This window comes from Psychrobacter halodurans, assembly GCF_017498075.1.
Classification (GTDB): Bacteria; Pseudomonadota; Gammaproteobacteria; order Pseudomonadales; family Moraxellaceae; genus Psychrobacter; species Psychrobacter celer.
This window is the reverse complement of sequence record NZ_JAGBKN010000006.1, coordinates 19,365-35,839: the sequence shown is the minus strand read 5'-3', so window position 1 is coordinate 35,839 and position 16,475 is coordinate 19,365. Positions and strand designations below refer to the sequence as shown.

Below are 16,475 nucleotides of genomic sequence, written 5' to 3'. Positions count from 1 at the left end.
AAATAGGCGAGAGTTGAAAACACGTCCCAATCCACTGGCATAAGCGGCAAACCGCAATGCCCAGAGCGGCAGTTTACAAGGCTGCAGAGTTACCACAATATTGATCGATGGCTTGCTGCACCCGCTCACGTTTTAGCTCAATCTCTCGGCCATCCAAATATTGACGTTTGCCATTGGCATCCATTTCATAGATACGGCCACCGACATTGAGGTTGGTCAAGTTATTACGTAATGACTGACAACGCTGTGCATTGGCTTGTGCCTCTTGCTCTTTGATACGAGCCTCTAGCTGTGCCACGCGTTGCTGCTCGGCGGTCTGAGCATTGCTACTTTGACTGGCATCTGTTTTTCCCGCCATTTCTCCTGCGTTGTTTTGTCGTCCATCGCTGCGAAACTCAATCAACTCGACATTTTTGCCATTTTGCGGTGCATGTTGGCTATATTTCACCTCGCCATGCGCGCCGATAGACTTATACACTTGAATAGCATGACTGGCGCTCATCGACAGCATTAGCATACCTGCCATACTCGCACTGACAAGGAGTTTGGCAGCAGTATATTGTGAAAACGCATATGCCATAGCAGAGTTCCTCTTAAGCGGCAAAATAAAAATATCGATATAAATATAACACTTTAGTATTGGGATGGTACTAAAAATGTACCGAGGTTTGATTCTATCAAATAATTCTTATCAATGTATATTATTTAATAACCAATAGTTAGGGATAGGGGATATAAGTTTTTCTTGACAATAGCTGATAAACCATCGAATATAAGGACAGTTGATTGGTCAGTGAGCGGCTTTTATGATATTGCCGTGGCACTTGAGGACAAGGACCACAGGTTACTTATCGGTAGCTTGCAGGTTTTGTTTTCTTTGTGATGATGTGTGTTGTGAGGGTGGTCAGGAAGACCACTACAAATCACAATATACATTGTCTCCGGACTTATCTGTCTACAATGACTAAGATAAACTTGTTATTTGAACCCTACTAAGTGTCATGCTTACGTTTGTCTCAAAAACGGCTCGATATGTAATGATAATACGAAATCAATAGTCGGTTATAGGACTTAACGACCTTGTTATACGCCACTAACCATGAGTGCTATCTGATTTGTTTATGATGATTTATGTATCTTGTGTCAACGCCTTTGCATCCGTTAGTCTGACAGATGCTAAGTTTTGAAAACAACGGTTTTGAAAATGAAGGTTTTGAGAACAGCTGCTTGGTAATCCCCTTCAATAATAAGCTTCTTTTATAGATGCGCTCGCATCTTGTCATCGTACATCGATAACTTCCTGTCACAAACTGACCTCAATACCTTGCTGTATTTGAGTCTGATGCTGTGTCCAAACAGTATGACTTACGTATGGTGGGCACACATTCTTGATATGGATAAGAGTTGGCGCTTGTTTTATTGTGCTAAAAATCACACCAGTCGGTAATGGTTTTTATTATAAAACACCGCAAATTCTCGCCGCAAAAAAAGGTGATGACAGTGACGCAAACCACGCAAAGTCCGAATATGACCGGACATACCCAGACGGGTAATGCCGCAAAAAACTTCGAAGAAAAACAGCAACGTCTTGCAGAGGATAGTGCGCAGCCAGTGATGCTATCTGGTGCTGAGATGTTGGTGCAATCGCTGACCGATGAAGGGGTTGACTATATTTTTGGTTACCCAGGCGGCGCGGTACTTCATATTTATGATGCTTTGTTTCAACAAGACGCCATTGAGCATATTTTGGTACGTCATGAGCAGGCCGCAGGTCATATGGCAGATGCCTATTCACGCGTGACAGGCAAGACAGGGGTAGTACTCGCCACCTCAGGCCCTGGTGCGACCAACACGGTGACGGCCATCGCAACCGCCTTTATGGATTCAGTCCCGATGGTGGTGATTTCAGGTCAGGTGCCAAGCAGCTTGATTGGTGAAGACGCTTTTCAAGAAACAGATATGGTTGGGGTATCACGCCCTATCGTCAAGCACAGCTTTCAGGTGCGTCATGCCAGCGAAATCCCGATGATCGTCAAAAAAGCCTTTTATATCGCCCAGTCTGGACGCCCAGGTCCTGTGGTTATCGATGTGCCAAAAGACATGACGGCTCCTAGTGAAAAGTACGCTTACGAGTATCCTGCTGAAGTATTCTTGCGCTCGTATCAGCCATCACAAAAAGGCCATAGCGGTCAAATCAAAAAAGCGGTTGAGACTCTATTATCAGCGCAGCGCCCTGTCGTCTATGCTGGCGGCGGCGTGATTTGGAGTAAAGCCCACGAAGAGCTGACCGATCTTGCTCATCGTTTAAACTTACCTGTGACCAATACCTTGATGGGACTTGGCACCTTCCCAGGCTCAGATCGTCAGTTCTTAGGTATGTTAGGTATGCATGGCACTTATGAGGCCAACATGACCATGCACCACGCGGATGTCATCTTGGCAATTGGCGCGCGCTTCGATGACCGCGTGACCAATAACGTCAAAAAATTCTGTCCAAATGCGACGATTATCCATATCGATATCGATCCGGCTTCTATTTCTAAGACGATCAATGCCCATATTCCAATCGTCGGAGATGTCAAAGCGGTCTTGACAGATATGCTGGGTATCATCGGTGATGACAAAGAGCTTGAACAGCACGCCTTGCAAGATTGGTGGTCGCAAATCAACGAGTGGCGTACGCGTCATGGCTTGCGCTACGACACCAGTACCGATGAAGGGATCAAGCCGCAAAGCGTCGTCCAAGCCCTGTGCAAAGTGACAGATGGCAAAGCCATTATCACCAGTGACGTCGGTCAGCATCAGATGTTTGCCGCTTTGTATTACACCTATGATGAGCCGCGTCAATGGCTAAACTCAGGTGGCCTTGGCACCATGGGTGTGGGACTGCCTTATGCAATGGCGGCCAAGCTTGTAAGGCCTGAGCGCGATGTGGTGTGCATCACTGGTGAAGGCTCTATTCAGATGAACATCCAAGAGCTATCGACTTGCTTGCAATACAATCTACCTGTCAAAATATTAAACCTAAACAATGCTCAGCTGGGTATGGTTAAGCAGTGGCAAGACATGCTGTATGAAGGCCGTCACGCACAGTCTTATATGAATTCACTACCAGATTTTGTGAAGTTGGCAGAGAGCTACGGTCACGTCGGTATCAAAATCACCGATCCTGCGACGATGGAGGCTCAGCTGGCTGAAGCCATGGCAATCAAAGACAGACTGGTATTTATCGATGTTTATGTCGATCGTCATGAGCATGTATATCCAATGCAAATCGCGGGTCAATCCATGCGTGATATGTGGTTAACAAAAGGGGAGCGCACCTAATGCAACAACAACATCTGATTTCGGTATTGATGGAAAACGAAGCGGGTTCGTTGTCGCGATTGGTCGGTTTGTTTTCCCAGCGTGGCTATAACATCGAGACCCTCAACGTCGCGCCCACTGATGACCCAAGTATCTCGCGTCTGACCGTGACGACCATTACCTCACCTGAGCGAATCGAGCAAATCACGAAACAATTGCATAAATTAATCGAAGTGGTTAAGGTACTGAATCTGACGGATAATGTCCATGTCGAGCGTGAGCTGATGCTGATCAAAGTGCGCGCGACTGGCAGCGTACGCGAGGAGATTAAGCGTAGTGCTGATATCTTCCGCGCACAAATCGTGGATGTGACATCCAATCTATATACCATCCAAATCGTCGGTGATAAAGCCAAGCTAGACGGCTTTATCGATGTGATTGGCCGCGAGCGTATTATGGAAGTGGTTCGCTCAGGCGTCATCGGTATCGCACGTGGAGAAAAAACCCTAAGTCTTTAGTCGGCAGTAGTGACTAATACTGTTAACAAAGTAGTTTATTATCAACAGCGCGCTCATCTTAGCCCACACTCTATGAGAATGGTTGAAGTAGGAGCGCTTACTATCCATGGCACGCCATGATTGAGGAAAAGGACTCTATTTATGAACGTTTATTATGATAAAGATTGTGATCTATCGATTATCCAAGGCAAAAAAGTGGCCATCATTGGCTACGGCTCACAAGGTCATGCCCACGCGCTGAACCTACAAGACTCAGACGTCGATGTCACCGTGGGCCTACGTGCCAACTCGGGCTCATGGAAAAAAGCTGAAAATGCTGGTCTAAAAGTCGCTGAAGTCGAAGAAGCGGTAAAAGCGGCCGACGTTGTCATGATTTTGACGCCTGATGAGTTTCAAAAGCAGCTTTATAACGACGTGATCGAACCCAACATCAAAGAGGGCGCTACCTTAGCTTTCGCGCACGGTTTTGCCATTCATTACAACCAAGTAGTGCCGCGCGGTGATCTTGATGTCATCATGGTCGCACCAAAAGCACCAGGTCATACTGTTCGCTCAGAGTTCACCAAAGGCGGCGGTATCCCAGATCTTATCGCGATCTACCAAGACGCATCTGGTCAAGCCAAGCAGTTGGCACTATCTTATGCAGCAGGCGTGGGCGGTGGCCGCTCGGGTATCATCGAGACGACATTTAAAGATGAGACAGAAACCGATTTATTCGGTGAGCAAGCAGTGCTTTGTGGCGGCGCAGTAGAGCTGGTCAAAATGGGTTTTGAGACGCTAACAGAAGCAGGTTACGCGCCAGAAATGGCATATTTTGAGTGCTTGCATGAGCTAAAGCTTATCGTCGACCTCATGTACGAAGGCGGTATCGCTGACATGAACTACTCGATCAGTAACAACGCTGAATACGGCGAATACGTCACTGGTACAGAGGTCATCAACGAGCAATCACGTGAAGCGATGCGCAATGCCCTAAAACGTATCCAGTCTGGTGAGTACGCGAAGATGTTTATCTCTGAAGGCGCGACCAACTACCCATCAATGACTGCCCGCCGCCGTAATAACGCTGAGCATCAGATCGAAATCACTGGTGCCAAATTGCGCGCTATGATGCCATGGATCGGTGGCAACAAGATCATCGATAAAGACAAAAACTAAACCAAAGTACTAAGCCTACGCTTATAAGTAGCCATATGCGCTATCTTTAGACTGGCTGCGTTAAACAAACCCATGTTATCAATAGATAGCATGGGTTTTTTGTAGGTGGGTATGGGCTAAGAATAAATGATATGGGTTGAAAATCAAAAAACGCTGCCCAATATAGGCAGGCATTACGATCTTAACTATGGTAGCTAATAGTGATGATAGTCGGTGCGTATAGCAGTTAGCTGCCACGCATTTTTTGTTGATGGTTGCCGCCATCAGTATTTTGTTTTTTTATCTTTGTCTTATTGTCGCAAAGTGCTTCTTTTTTCTAGAATACAGGTTGTCTGTTGTGCAAATATCTTATCCTGACTGGCTAACGCCGCAATTCGTTTACATTACTCTGAGCGCTGTGGTAGCAGTCTTGATTTGGATAGAAGGGGAGATGCTCAAAAAAACAGACGGCAAACTGCCCAAATCAAAGTTTTTTCAGATCAGCTCATTATTGGATACATCGTGGTTTTTTGTCTCTGTCGTCATGCTCTATGCCATAGACCTAACGCCACTGGCTATTACCGTCCCAGCGGCCTATGGTATCTATACCACCTTTGGCTGGGTCTATGGCACGCGCCTGCTCAAACGCAAGGGTATTCCAGACTCACCGCAGGATCTGGTGGTTCCGGCCAAATACATCGCTTATAGCCAGTCGTTTTCATTGATATTTTTTGCGCTTTGTCTATTGGTACTCAGTGCGCCATGGCTCCCGATATCGCAGGGGTAGGTGGCTATTTAGTTATCTCGTTAGAGGGATGATTAGAAGAATAAAAGGATGGCCAAATAAAAGCAACGTCAATCATAACGAAAGCAGTTGATGTTGTTGTTGATAATTCCTTTATTATCAAATAATTATGTTGTATCAGTGCTGCCAATGATCATTGGTTTTTATTCCTCATAACTATTTACAAAAATCATCAATTTAAGCTGTTGCCGTTAGGAAAAGCTGTTATAATCGGCTTGTACCCAGAGGATTTAAAGCAATAACTTTGCTTTATTTAACAGGGGCTTGGTGGTTTTTGCCAGTCCGCTGCAACAAAAGTCATTTGGGTATATATCAATTAATCGGTGACGACACCAGTCTCGCCAACAGTTAAAGAGTTAGGAAAATTTATGTCAGATAAAGTTGAAGGCACTGTAAAGTGGTTTAATGAAGCTAAAGGTTTTGGTTTTATCGCTCAAGACAACGGCGGACAAGACGTATTCGCTCACTACAGCGCTATCCAAGGTAACGGTTTCAAAACTCTAGCCGAAGGCCAAAAAGTGTCGTTCATCTTAGGTGAGGGCAAAAAAGGTCCACAAGCTGAGCAAATCGAAGCACTATAATCTCTTTGCTGTTTGGGCACACTGATGTTCAGTACGCTCGATGACAGTTAGAGTGACGATATGCATAAAATTTTTGTTTATAAAAACAATAAAAATACTGTTTAGACTTTAAAAAAAAGCAACCTCTTATCAGGTTGCTTTTTTTGTGGGGTTTGTTTTTCGGTTATTTGCGATATAGGATTGATTGAGAATAGCGATATAAGGTTGATTTATGAAGTGGCAGACATGGTTTTCGATTGATTGGCAGCAGCTGGTGGGCATATCTTTGTCTGCTGCAGGGTTTTATGTGGGCTTGATGCTCTTTACTCGCTTGATGGGGCTGCGCAGTTTTTCAAAAATATCTAGTCACGACTTTGCCATGACGGTTGCAGTCGGTAGTATTTTAGCTTCTACAGTGTTGTCTGATTCGCCATCACTGATGCAGGGTCTATTTGCTGTGGCGGTGTTATTTGTCATGCAAGGGCTGATTTCTATAATCAGACGTAAGGTCAAACCACTCAAATCGTTGATTGACAATAAAGCCATTATATTGATGGCTCACGGCGAGTATTTTGCAGACAATTTGGCCGAGGCAAATTTAAGCACCAGTGATGTACAAGAAGTGCTGCGCAAAAATGGCCTAAAGTCCAAGACAGAAGTGTTTGCGGTGATTATGGAGACGACAGGAGACATGAGCGTCATCAAAAACAATGACGTCCCGCCTGACTGGGCGTTGTTTGATGACATACGTGACAGCGAGCTGTTGACGAGACCGAGCCACCATGAGTCAAGCTAAGCTCAGGCTGCTTTGATGAGCTATGGCGCGCCAAACACTGGTAGGGTAAGAAGTCATAACAAAGCCTTAAGCAAGCTGTATGCTAGCAATGCTATAACGGAGTGAAGAATAAAGCTTGGGTTCAAAAAAAGGAAGAGGACATCAGGGGGGAATTGTGCGTTTATAAACTATTTATTATAGAATGGTGACAAATTTATGACGCATTATTCACGGCGTTGTCTTGACCTTAGGCCTGTGCTCACGCAAGATACGTAGGTCTGATAATAGCGGCGGGCTTAGCCTTAGTGGATTTTATTAATAAGAAATATGCGACAAATATGCGTTTTGGTATTGTTTCATCTCTCTTAATTAACTACTATCTATTGACGCAGTATAAACCTTGAGTAGTATTTTGAACGACAGTTTGAATAACCATGAACCTTTGGTTCTTAACTGGCAATTTTTTAATTCATAACATTAATAAACGAGGAACGTATGAAAGCATTAGTAGCGGTCAAGCGTGTCATTGATTACAACGTAAAAGTTCGTGTAAAAGCTGATAACTCTGGCGTTGATTTATCAAACACCAAGATGTCAATCAACCCTTTTGATGAGATTGCAGTAGAAGAAGCAGTTCGTCTAAAAGAAGCTGGCGTCATTGACGAGATTATTGTTGCCTCTATTGGTCCTAAAGAGTCACAAGAGCAGATTCGTGCGGCCTTGGCACTGGGTGCGGATCGCGGTGTTTTAGTATTGACTGACGACAAGCCATACCCTCTACAAGTCGCTAAAATCCTAAAAAATATCGCCGAAAGCGAAAGCACCGATATCATTCTTTTGGGTAAACAAGCGATCGATGATGACAACAACCAAACAGGTCAGATGCTGGCGGCATTGATGGGTATCGGTCAAGGCACCTTTGCATCAGAAGTAAAAGTCGAAGGCGATAAAGTAAACGTCACTCGCGAAATCGATGGCGGCTTACAGACAGTTGCGCTTGATTTGCCAGCAGTCATCACCACTGACTTGCGCTTGAATGAGCCACGTTATGCCAAATTGCCAAACATCATGAAAGCGAAGAAAAAACCGCTTGATGAAAAAACGCCAGCTGATTTTGGTGTAGATATGGCATCTAAGCAAGAGATTATCAAAGTCGTACCACCTGCTGAACGCAAAGCTGGTATCACAGTGGGTTCTGTTGATGAGTTGGTCGATAAGCTAAAAAATGAAGCAAAAGTAATCTAATATCTTAATGATTGGATACTTCGCGGCGGCACATTGTGTACAAGACTACATCTATAAAGCTGCGTCTATAAAGATAAGTCATAGGGCCATATAGACCACGTTGTACACAAACCACTTCATGAATCGATGATACGAACAAATAAAGGATTAAAACAATGGCAATTTTGGTATATGCAGAACATGACAATGCCAGTCTAAAAAAGGCAACTTTGAACACCATCGCAGCAGCAAAACAAATGGGCGATGACGTTCATGTATTGGTCGCAGGTAGCGGCGCGCAAGCAGTCGCTGATGAAGCAGCAAAAGCTGAAGGCGTGACCAAAGTATTACTGGCAGACAACGCAGCATATGAGCACCAATTAGCGGGTAATGTGGCTCTATTGGTTGCTGATGTGGCCGGCGATTATAGCCATATCGTTGCTGCAGCGACCACCACTGGCAAAAACTTTATGCCACGTGTTGCCGCATTGCTAGATGTGAGCATGCTCTCTGAAGTCTCAGCAGTCGTAGATGTGCAAACCTTTGAGCGTCCTATCTATGCTGGTAACGCGACCGCTACCGTGAAGACATCAGAAGATAAAGTGGTCGTTACGGTTCGTACCACAGCGTTCGATCCAGTAGCTGCTGAAGGCGGCTCGGCGGCGGTTGAGACTATTGACAGTGTGCAAGAGACGGGCAAAGCAAGCTTTGTCAATGAAGAGATGGCGCAGTCTGACCGTCCTGAGCTGACGTCAGCGAGTATCGTTGTCTCTGGTGGCCGTGCATTGGCAAACGGTGAGAACTTCACCAAATACATCGAGCCATTAGCTGACAAGCTAGGCGCTGCGGTCGGCGCATCACGTGCCGCTGTGGATGCAGGCTATGTACCAAACGATATGCAGGTCGGTCAAACCGGTAAAATCGTTGCGCCGCAGCTATATATCGCAGCTGGCATCTCAGGTGCGATTCAGCATTTGGCCGGTATGAAAGACTCTAAAGTCATCGTGGCGATCAACAATGACCCAGAAGCGCCAATCGCTAGCGTTGCTGATTACTTCTTAGAAGCAGATTTGTTTGAAGCGCTTCCTGAGCTAACCAGCAAAATCTAAGCTTACATGACTAAGCACTTGTCAGTGCCTACACATAGTTAATGGTAAGTTAAAGGCCTTCGGTTTATTGGACCGGAGGCCTTTTTTATGAGTGTTGTATCACAACCGCAAAAGACGATAATGTCGTGATGATTGGCTGATAACATGCTATGTTATACGGCTGAGAGGTAACGATAGCAGTGATGACGCTGTCTATTAATGGCTTTATAAAGCAAAGACTTTATAAAACCAAAGTATCAATCAAGGAATGAGTAATCTAAAGGATTAGGAGATACCAATGAGTGCAGCACTACATACGGTAACAGCTTTGCCCCAAGAGTGGCAAGAGTGGGTGATGACCAATATCATGCGCGGCGTACAGACAGACGCTATCATCGACACCCTAAAAAACCATCGCTTTTCTGATGCTCAGATCAAAGCTGCGTTAAGCGACGAGCCAGAGCTGGCAGCGAATGAGAGCAAGCAGACCATACGCAAGCTGCCAAATAATTGGAAAGAGTGGGTCGCTAGCAATTTGCTTGCAGGAACGAGTAAGGCGGGTATAGCTAAGACGCTGGCGCAACAAGGGTTTAGCAGCGCTGAGATTGCGCTAGAAATACAAACCGCGAGCAAAAGCCCTTATCTACGAGCAGCGGCAAAAACCGCTCAGACCCTCAAAAAACGTGAATGGCTACTTGCGACTTGTGACCACCTCGCGCGGTTAGATCCTGGCTACAATCAGCAGCTTGAGGTCATCGATACGCCGGCTTTTGAGGTGTTTATTAAAAACTACTACAGTAAGCACAAACCCGTCGTGCTCCAAAACGGCATCGAGCATTGGCCAGCGCTCAAAAAATGGAGCCCACAATACTTTGCTAAGGTCTTGGGCGCGGCTGAGATTCAAGTACAGTTTGACCGTGAAAGTGATGCGTTGTTTGAACGTCATTCTGATAAATACCGCAAATCGATGCGCATGTCTGAATTTGTCGATATGATAGAAAATGATGGCGAAAGCAACAATTATTATATGACTGCCAACAATACACAGCAAAATGTCGATACCATTAGGCCTGTATTTGCCGATATTGGGGATTTTGGAGACGGCTATCGCCAGCTTTTGGCTGATGATCCAGCCTTTAGCACGTATTTTTGGATGGGACCAAAAGGCACCTTTACGCCGTTACACCATGATTTGACCAATAACATGCTGGTGCAAATCTACGGCCGCAAAAAAGTCACCTTGATTCCAGCGTGGCAGGTGCCGTGGATGTACAACGATTTGCATGTCTATAGTGAAGTGGATTTTCCTAATGTGAATCTAAAAACTCACCCGCTAATGCAGCATGTCACGCCTGTCGAGGTGACGATTGCGGCAGGCGATGCGTTGTTTATTCCGATTGGATGGTGGCACTGTGTGGAAGGATTGGATAAATCCATTAGTATCAGCTTTACCAATTTCAATGCACCAAACAGCTATGCAGAAGGCTTTAAAAAAGCACAGGGCTGAGCGGCATCATAAAGGTTTTTCGGTTTTGTGACTTAAACGAAAAAGGCCTGATAACTTACTGCGTTATCAGGCCTTTTTATGCGTATCTCGAAAGCTAAGGCACGCGTTTTAGTACAAGGACTGGTGCGCTAAAGGGTAGCGTATTTTCGTTGGCGCAATGTCTCATATAGACATAGTGAACCTGCGATGGCGACGTTGAGGCTTTCTTGACCATTGGGCTGTGGTAGGGCAATGGGCGTGGCGCATTGCATTAGCTCAGCAGACACCCCTTGACCCTCATGACCCATAATCCAAGCAATAGGCTGGGTCAAATCGTGCTGATAGATAAGCGTATCAGTGTGGGAGCTGGTGGCAAATAACGGCGCTTGCACATGATCTAAGATGTCTTGAATACTCAAGCCTTCATAGATATGTAGGGCAAACTGAGCACCCATACCTGCTCGCAAGGTCTTAGGCGACCAAGCCTGCGCCGTCGCGCTGGTGCATAAAATATGAGGGATACCAACCGCCGCCGCTGTGCGTAGCAAGGTGCCCACATTGCCGCTGTCTTGTACGTCATTGAGGATCAAACAATCCTCTGCAAGCATCGGTAAGCTGGGCGTGGGTATGGTAATCAGTGCCATGATATCGATACCCGTACCGAGACTACGAATACTCTCGTACAGCGAGTCTGATAGCGTTGTGATCGGCGTATGACTTGGTAGGCGCGTCAATAGTTGCCCAACCTCAGGATGCGTATGTGCTGATTCAGCCAGCAAGATTTGGGCAAATGGATAATCACTACGCAAGGCGGCGTCAATTAAATGTACGCCTTCGAGCACGGTTTGGCTGTGTTTTTTGCGCTGGCGGGCTTGCGTCAACAAACCTTTAACCAGCTTGACGGTGTTATTCTTATCTGAGGTAATCAGCTCGGTGGGGTTTGCTACCATAATAGATCGCTTAGAGAAAAATATAAGTGGAGCAATCAGGATAAGGTGTGATTAAACAAAATAAGCGTTATCCTGATTGCGATAAACCGATGGGTCAAGCTTATGAGTGAGCGTGCTGTACGTGCAAGTCTTTGACATAGTTGACTTCGTTTTTGCTGCCTAATACCACCGGCACACGCTGGTGAATGTCGGTCGGCTCGATGTCCAAAATACGGTTGATGGCATCTGTCGCCGCGCCGCCTGCCCGCTCAATCAGCAAACTCATCGGATTGGCCTCATACATCAAACGCAGCTTACCTGCCTTGTTAGGGTATTTGGTGTCGAACGGATAAGTAAAGAGACCACCGCGGCATAAAATGCGATGAACATCACCGACCATTGCAGCGACCCAGCGCGTATTAAAATCACGGCCGCGTACGCCCGTCTTGCCCGCGATAAGCTCATCGATATATTGCTGCATTGGCGCCAGCCAGTAGCGATAATTGGAAGCATTAATAGCATATTCGCTGGTATCGGCGGCGATTTGCACATGGTCATTGATAAGAATATAGTCGCCACTGTCTGGGTCTAGGCTAAACATAACCACATTATCATCGATGGTCAGTGCCAGCACCGTAGAGGTGCCATATAGCAAGTAACCGGCCGCCAGCTGCTGATTGCCCGCTTGCAAAAAGTCACTGTTTTCGCTGTTTTGCCCTTGACGTTCATACGGTAAGATAGAAAAAATGGTGCCGACCGCCATGTTGATGTCGATGTTTGATGAGCCATCGAGCGGGTCAAACAACACTAAGAGGCTACCATCTGCATTGGCAGGGGTGGCATCATCTAACTCTTCTGAGGCGACGCCTGCGCAGTGAGTGTTTTTTGCTAAGGCGTCCAGCAGTAAGTCATTGGCCAGCACGTCTAGCTTTTTTTGCTCTTCGCCTTGGACGTTTTGATTGCCCGCTTCGCCCAAGATATCGGCGAGCGCGCCTTTTTTGAGCAGCCCAGAGATGGTCTTGCCCACCTCCGTCACGGTGGTGATTACGTTGCTAAGCGCAGGGTCTTTAGCATGCGCGTCTAGATAATTTGCTAAGGTGCTCATAAGGCTTCCTGATAAGTTATATAAAGAGATAAAATAAAAAACGGATCATGATGAAAAGATGTCGTGGCCATCGCTCAACGGCTAAGTAAATTTTGAAATAGCTGATAGCGCGTCTTTGTCCTGACCACAAAATCAGCTACACTATGTGCATTGTTAATGATTTATGGTTTGACTCGGCGGCGTCCTAAAGGCGACAAGATATCTCACCGATAAGACGCTTGTGTCATTAGGGTAAATTGTAGCAAATAAGCGCTAAAAAGTCCCCGTGTCTGCCCATGCCAGCACCAAATGATCAAATAAAAGCCAATAAAGACTGACGGGCTGTGTATTATGGTCGTATCTTATACAGTCCCTCATATAGCCTCATATCAACTCACAATAAAGACGTGCCCTTATGCCAAACTCTATCGATAATCCCTTAACGCAGTCGGTCTCACCCACTGATTATGCCAAGATTGACCCCAATACCATTCATCAAAGGCTCAATACCTCATTGAGCCGTCCGCAGCTCAATGCAGACAGTAGTATTCGTCACTTTTTGGGCGTAGAGGGACTTAATAAGGCTCAGCTGCAAGCAATCATCGCCAAAGCAGAGACTTTTTTTGATGAAAATGGGCAACTGATTAACCGTCCTGAGCTTGAAGGCTATACGGTGATGAACTTGTTTTTTGAACCATCGACGCGTACCCGTACGACCTTTGAAGTAGCCGAGAAACGTCTTGGTGCCAATGTGCTCAATATCGATATTGAACGTTCTAGTACCAAAAAAGGCGAGAGCCTACGCGATACCTTGTGGAATCTGCAAGCCATGACGGCAGATATCTTTGTGGTGCGTCATTCGGCCTCGGGTGCAGCGCACTTTATGGCGACAGAGGTGACGCCTGATATTGCTATCATCAATGGTGGGGATGGTTGGCATGCGCATCCGACTCAAGGTATGCTCGATATGCTGACGATTCATCGCGAAGCACCGCGGCCGTTTGAGGCGCTATCAGTAGCCATTATTGGTGATATCAAACACTCTCGGGTAGCTCGCTCGGACATCAGTGCGCTGCAGACCTTAGGCGTAAAAGACATTCGTGTCTGCGCGCCGCGTACCCTACTGCCAAAAGGTATTGAGCGGTATGGTGTCAAGGTCTATGAAGACATGAATGCGTGCGTCAGTGATTGCGATGTCATCATGGGCTTGAGAATCCAAAATGAACGTATTGGCTCGCCGCTACTGGCGTCATCTAGCGAGTACTACAAACATTATGGCATCACTCCAGAGCGGGTGGCATTGGCTAAGCCTGATGCCCTCGTCATGCACCCAGGGCCGATGAACCGCGGAGTAGAGATTGCCTCAAGCGTGGCTGATGGCGCTCAGTCGGTCATCTTAAAACAGGTGAATAATGGTATTGCGATTCGTATGGCGGTATTGGCATTGGCCATGGAAGGTCAGCGCGCCCATCAGGCGTCTCGCTTATAAGCCCAAACGACTATTTTACTCTTTTTTATTTTCATTTTATCGATACGGTAATAACGCTCATGTCTACTACACTCAATACAGATGCGCCGATATTTGACCACCTGCCGGCTGCCATCAAACAATCATTACCAAGCACCGTCTATGACAAGCTCGCAAGCTTAGAGGCGGGGCGCGAGATGTGGCTGCTCCCACCATTGGTCGATCTGTGCGCGCGTTTGCGCGAGCCAGGTCAGCAGCAGCATGGCACCTTACAGTCAGAAGGGTCGGCGGCGCGTGGCAATGGGTTTTTGCATGTGGTCATTCCGCCCGACACGACCCCCATTTTAGAAAACGGCTCGTTATTAAAAGGCCTACGCGAGCGTGCGCTGAGCGATGGTGGCATTCATTTGCATATTTTAGGCGCATTGACGGCAGGTCTAGAAGGTGAGCGTCCCTCTAACATCGCTGGCCTAAAAAAAGGCGGCTGCATCGCGGTTTCTAATGCTCGCAGACCCTTTAGCAATGATCTGGTGCTGCTACGCACGCTTGAGTACGCGGCCACGTTTGGTATGAAGGTATTCTTTTATCCCAATGAGCCAAGTCTGGCGGGAGAAGGGGTGGCGCATGAGGGCTATATTGCATCCTATCATGGCTTACAAGGTATCCCGTGGATCGCTGAGACAGTCGCTTTGTCTACGCAGCTGCTGATGGTGGAAGAAACAGGCATTGCCGCCCACTTTAGCCAGCTGTCTTGTAAGTCTTCGATTGAGCTGATGCGCTGGGCAAAAGATAAGGGCTTGCCTGTCACGTGTGATGTGGCCATGCATCAGCTGTATTTGACCGATGATAATTTGGAAGGTTTTAACGCCCAAGCGTATGTGCTGCCGCCGCTGCGTAGTAATACCGACCAGCAAGCCATCCGCCGTGGCCTAAAAGACGGAACCATCGATGCCATCTGTAGCCATCATGAGCCACTCAATAGCACCGCCAAAAAAGCCCCGTTTGCTGAGAGCACCCCTGGTATCTCAAACTTTGATACCTTTATGGCGCTGGCTTGTCAGCTGGTACACGACGAGGTCTTAACGCTCGAGCAACTGGTAGATAAAATCTGTCTCAATCCGGCCAAAATCGCTGGCATCAGTGAGCAATATGAGCACATCGGTGGCGCGGTATTGGTCGATCCTACACTAAAATGGCAAGTCACCAAGGAGTCTATGCTCTCAAATGGTAAAAACACGCCATTCTTTAACCAGCAGTTGCAAGGCCGCGTCGTGGAGACTTTCTTTGGCTAATCTGCCTCGATCAGATGATCGTTTGCCGCCATCTGTCGAGGATGGCTCTTCTCATGCGCCCCACCGATTACACAAGCCGGCGAGCACCGCCAGTGAATCTATCAAAGCGGTGGCCATCTATGAGGTGGTCAAAGGGACGGGGGCTATTCTTGGCGCTGGGGCGTTGTGGTCATGGCATGCAAGCCTTGAGTACTGGCTAAGCCATGCAAATGACGCTTGGCAGCAAAGCTTCGGTCAGCTGCTAGCGCCGCAGATCGAAAGTGCGGTGCGTATTGCCCAGCAGGCCAGTAAAAACTGGCCCGTGTTTTTGCTACTGATCGTTGCGTACGCCAGCTTGCGTTTTTTGGAGGCGTATGGCTTGTGGCAAGATAAGACATGGGCGTATTGGTTTGGTGTGCTGGGCTATGGCATATTTATACCTATCGAGATTTACTATTTGCTAGCCCACCCGTTTGATTGGTTTAAGCTTGCAATACTGCTCTCAAATATCGTTATCGTGTTTGTGGTTTATCGCAATATGAAACGAAAGGGGTTGATATAGCGCTTTTATTTAGCCCATCAATTCAGTAGTACCGTCAAACATAGTCGAGTCCAAATAAATCAGATACATGGCTATCAATTCGCTCAATGAAACGTTGTTTTTCTTGCGTGCTGTGCCTACGCCGACAGAGATTAGGAAAAACAACGTTTCCTCTCAAGGTATCGTTTTTATATCGGATTGACTGGGCAGCAGGCCGGCATAGCAATAAATGCTTATGCTGGTCTTTTTTTATGGTGATAATAGAGGGCCAAACGACTTTTAA

The 16,475-nt window shown here is 46.7% G+C and carries 15 protein-coding genes; 12 read left to right on the top strand and 3 right to left on the bottom strand.

Annotated features, from left to right (window positions below):
* Nucleotides 1–73: 73 nt before the first annotated feature.
* Entirely contained in the window at nt 74–580 is a 507-nt protein-coding gene (locus tag J3491_RS04130; protein WP_207969316.1) for a DUF4124 domain-containing protein, read from the bottom strand.
* A gap of 1,034 nt (nt 581–1,614) precedes the next feature.
* Here J3491_RS04130 and J3491_RS04125 point away from each other — a divergent pair.
* The 9 genes from J3491_RS04125 to J3491_RS04085 all read left to right on the top strand — a co-directional run bounded on the left by J3491_RS04125 (nt 1,615) and on the right by J3491_RS04085 (nt 10,920).
* Complete coding sequence (locus tag J3491_RS04125; protein ID WP_075102332.1) at nt 1,615–3,327, top strand: acetolactate synthase 3 large subunit; 1,713 nt, start codon at nt 1,615–1,617, stop codon at nt 3,325–3,327.
* Nucleotides 3,327–3,824 (top strand): acetolactate synthase small subunit, encoded by a 498-nt coding sequence (gene ilvN, locus J3491_RS04120; RefSeq protein ID WP_075102296.1) that lies wholly within the window; start codon nt 3,327–3,329, stop codon nt 3,822–3,824. The genes J3491_RS04125 and ilvN overlap by 1 nt, the downstream gene beginning before the upstream one ends.
* Nucleotides 3,825–3,965: 141 nt before the next feature.
* Nucleotides 3,966–4,982: a ketol-acid reductoisomerase gene (ilvC, locus tag J3491_RS04115; protein ID WP_100749093.1), complete on the top strand. Its 1,017-nt coding sequence runs from the start codon at nt 3,966–3,968 to the stop codon at nt 4,980–4,982.
* Nucleotides 4,983–5,319: 337 nt separating this feature from the next.
* Nucleotides 5,320–5,748 (top strand): hypothetical protein, encoded by a 429-nt coding sequence (locus tag J3491_RS04110; RefSeq protein ID WP_075102299.1) that lies wholly within the window; start codon nt 5,320–5,322, stop codon nt 5,746–5,748.
* Nucleotides 5,749–6,134: 386 nt separating this feature from the next.
* Nucleotides 6,135–6,347: a cold-shock protein gene (locus tag J3491_RS04105; RefSeq protein ID WP_058025376.1), complete on the top strand. Its 213-nt coding sequence runs from the start codon at nt 6,135–6,137 to the stop codon at nt 6,345–6,347.
* 211 nt (nt 6,348–6,558) lie between these two features.
* Nucleotides 6,559–7,122, top strand: a complete 564-nt coding sequence (locus J3491_RS04100; RefSeq protein WP_207969315.1) for a DUF421 domain-containing protein — start codon at nt 6,559–6,561, stop codon at nt 7,120–7,122.
* A 474-nt stretch (nt 7,123–7,596) separates the two neighbouring features.
* Nucleotides 7,597–8,346: an electron transfer flavoprotein subunit beta/FixA family protein gene (locus tag J3491_RS04095; protein ID WP_075102301.1), complete on the top strand. Its 750-nt coding sequence runs from the start codon at nt 7,597–7,599 to the stop codon at nt 8,344–8,346.
* Between the two features lie 155 nt (nt 8,347–8,501).
* Entirely contained in the window at nt 8,502–9,434 is a 933-nt protein-coding gene (locus J3491_RS04090; RefSeq protein ID WP_207969314.1) for an electron transfer flavoprotein subunit alpha/FixB family protein, read from the top strand.
* A gap of 277 nt (nt 9,435–9,711) precedes the next feature.
* Nucleotides 9,712–10,920 (top strand): cupin-like domain-containing protein, encoded by a 1,209-nt coding sequence (locus J3491_RS04085; RefSeq protein WP_207969313.1) that lies wholly within the window; start codon nt 9,712–9,714, stop codon nt 10,918–10,920.
* 128 nt (nt 10,921–11,048) lie between these two features.
* Here the strand turns inward: J3491_RS04085 and J3491_RS04080 are convergent, their stop codons facing one another.
* A complete protein-coding gene (locus J3491_RS04080) occupies nt 11,049–11,849 on the bottom strand; it encodes a TrmH family RNA methyltransferase (RefSeq protein ID WP_207969312.1) in 801 nt (266 codons plus the stop codon).
* Nucleotides 11,850–11,949: 100 nt separating this feature from the next.
* Nucleotides 11,950–12,933: a class 1 fructose-bisphosphatase gene (locus J3491_RS04075; protein ID WP_075102305.1), complete on the bottom strand. Its 984-nt coding sequence runs from the start codon at nt 12,931–12,933 to the stop codon at nt 11,950–11,952.
* A gap of 394 nt (nt 12,934–13,327) precedes the next feature.
* Between J3491_RS04075 and J3491_RS04070 the strand changes: the two genes are divergently transcribed.
* The 3 genes from J3491_RS04070 to J3491_RS04060 are packed head-to-tail and all read left to right on the top strand — an operon-like array spanning nt 13,328 to nt 16,213.
* Complete coding sequence (locus tag J3491_RS04070; RefSeq protein ID WP_207969311.1) at nt 13,328–14,401, top strand: aspartate carbamoyltransferase catalytic subunit; 1,074 nt, start codon at nt 13,328–13,330, stop codon at nt 14,399–14,401.
* A 59-nt stretch (nt 14,402–14,460) separates the two neighbouring features.
* Entirely contained in the window at nt 14,461–15,672 is a 1,212-nt protein-coding gene (locus J3491_RS04065; RefSeq protein ID WP_413772318.1) for a dihydroorotase, read from the top strand.
* Nucleotides 15,665–16,213 (top strand): DUF2127 domain-containing protein, encoded by a 549-nt coding sequence (locus J3491_RS04060; RefSeq protein ID WP_243456119.1) that lies wholly within the window; start codon nt 15,665–15,667, stop codon nt 16,211–16,213. The genes J3491_RS04065 and J3491_RS04060 overlap by 8 nt, the downstream gene beginning before the upstream one ends.
* The last annotated feature ends 262 nt before the right edge of the window (nt 16,214–16,475 follow it).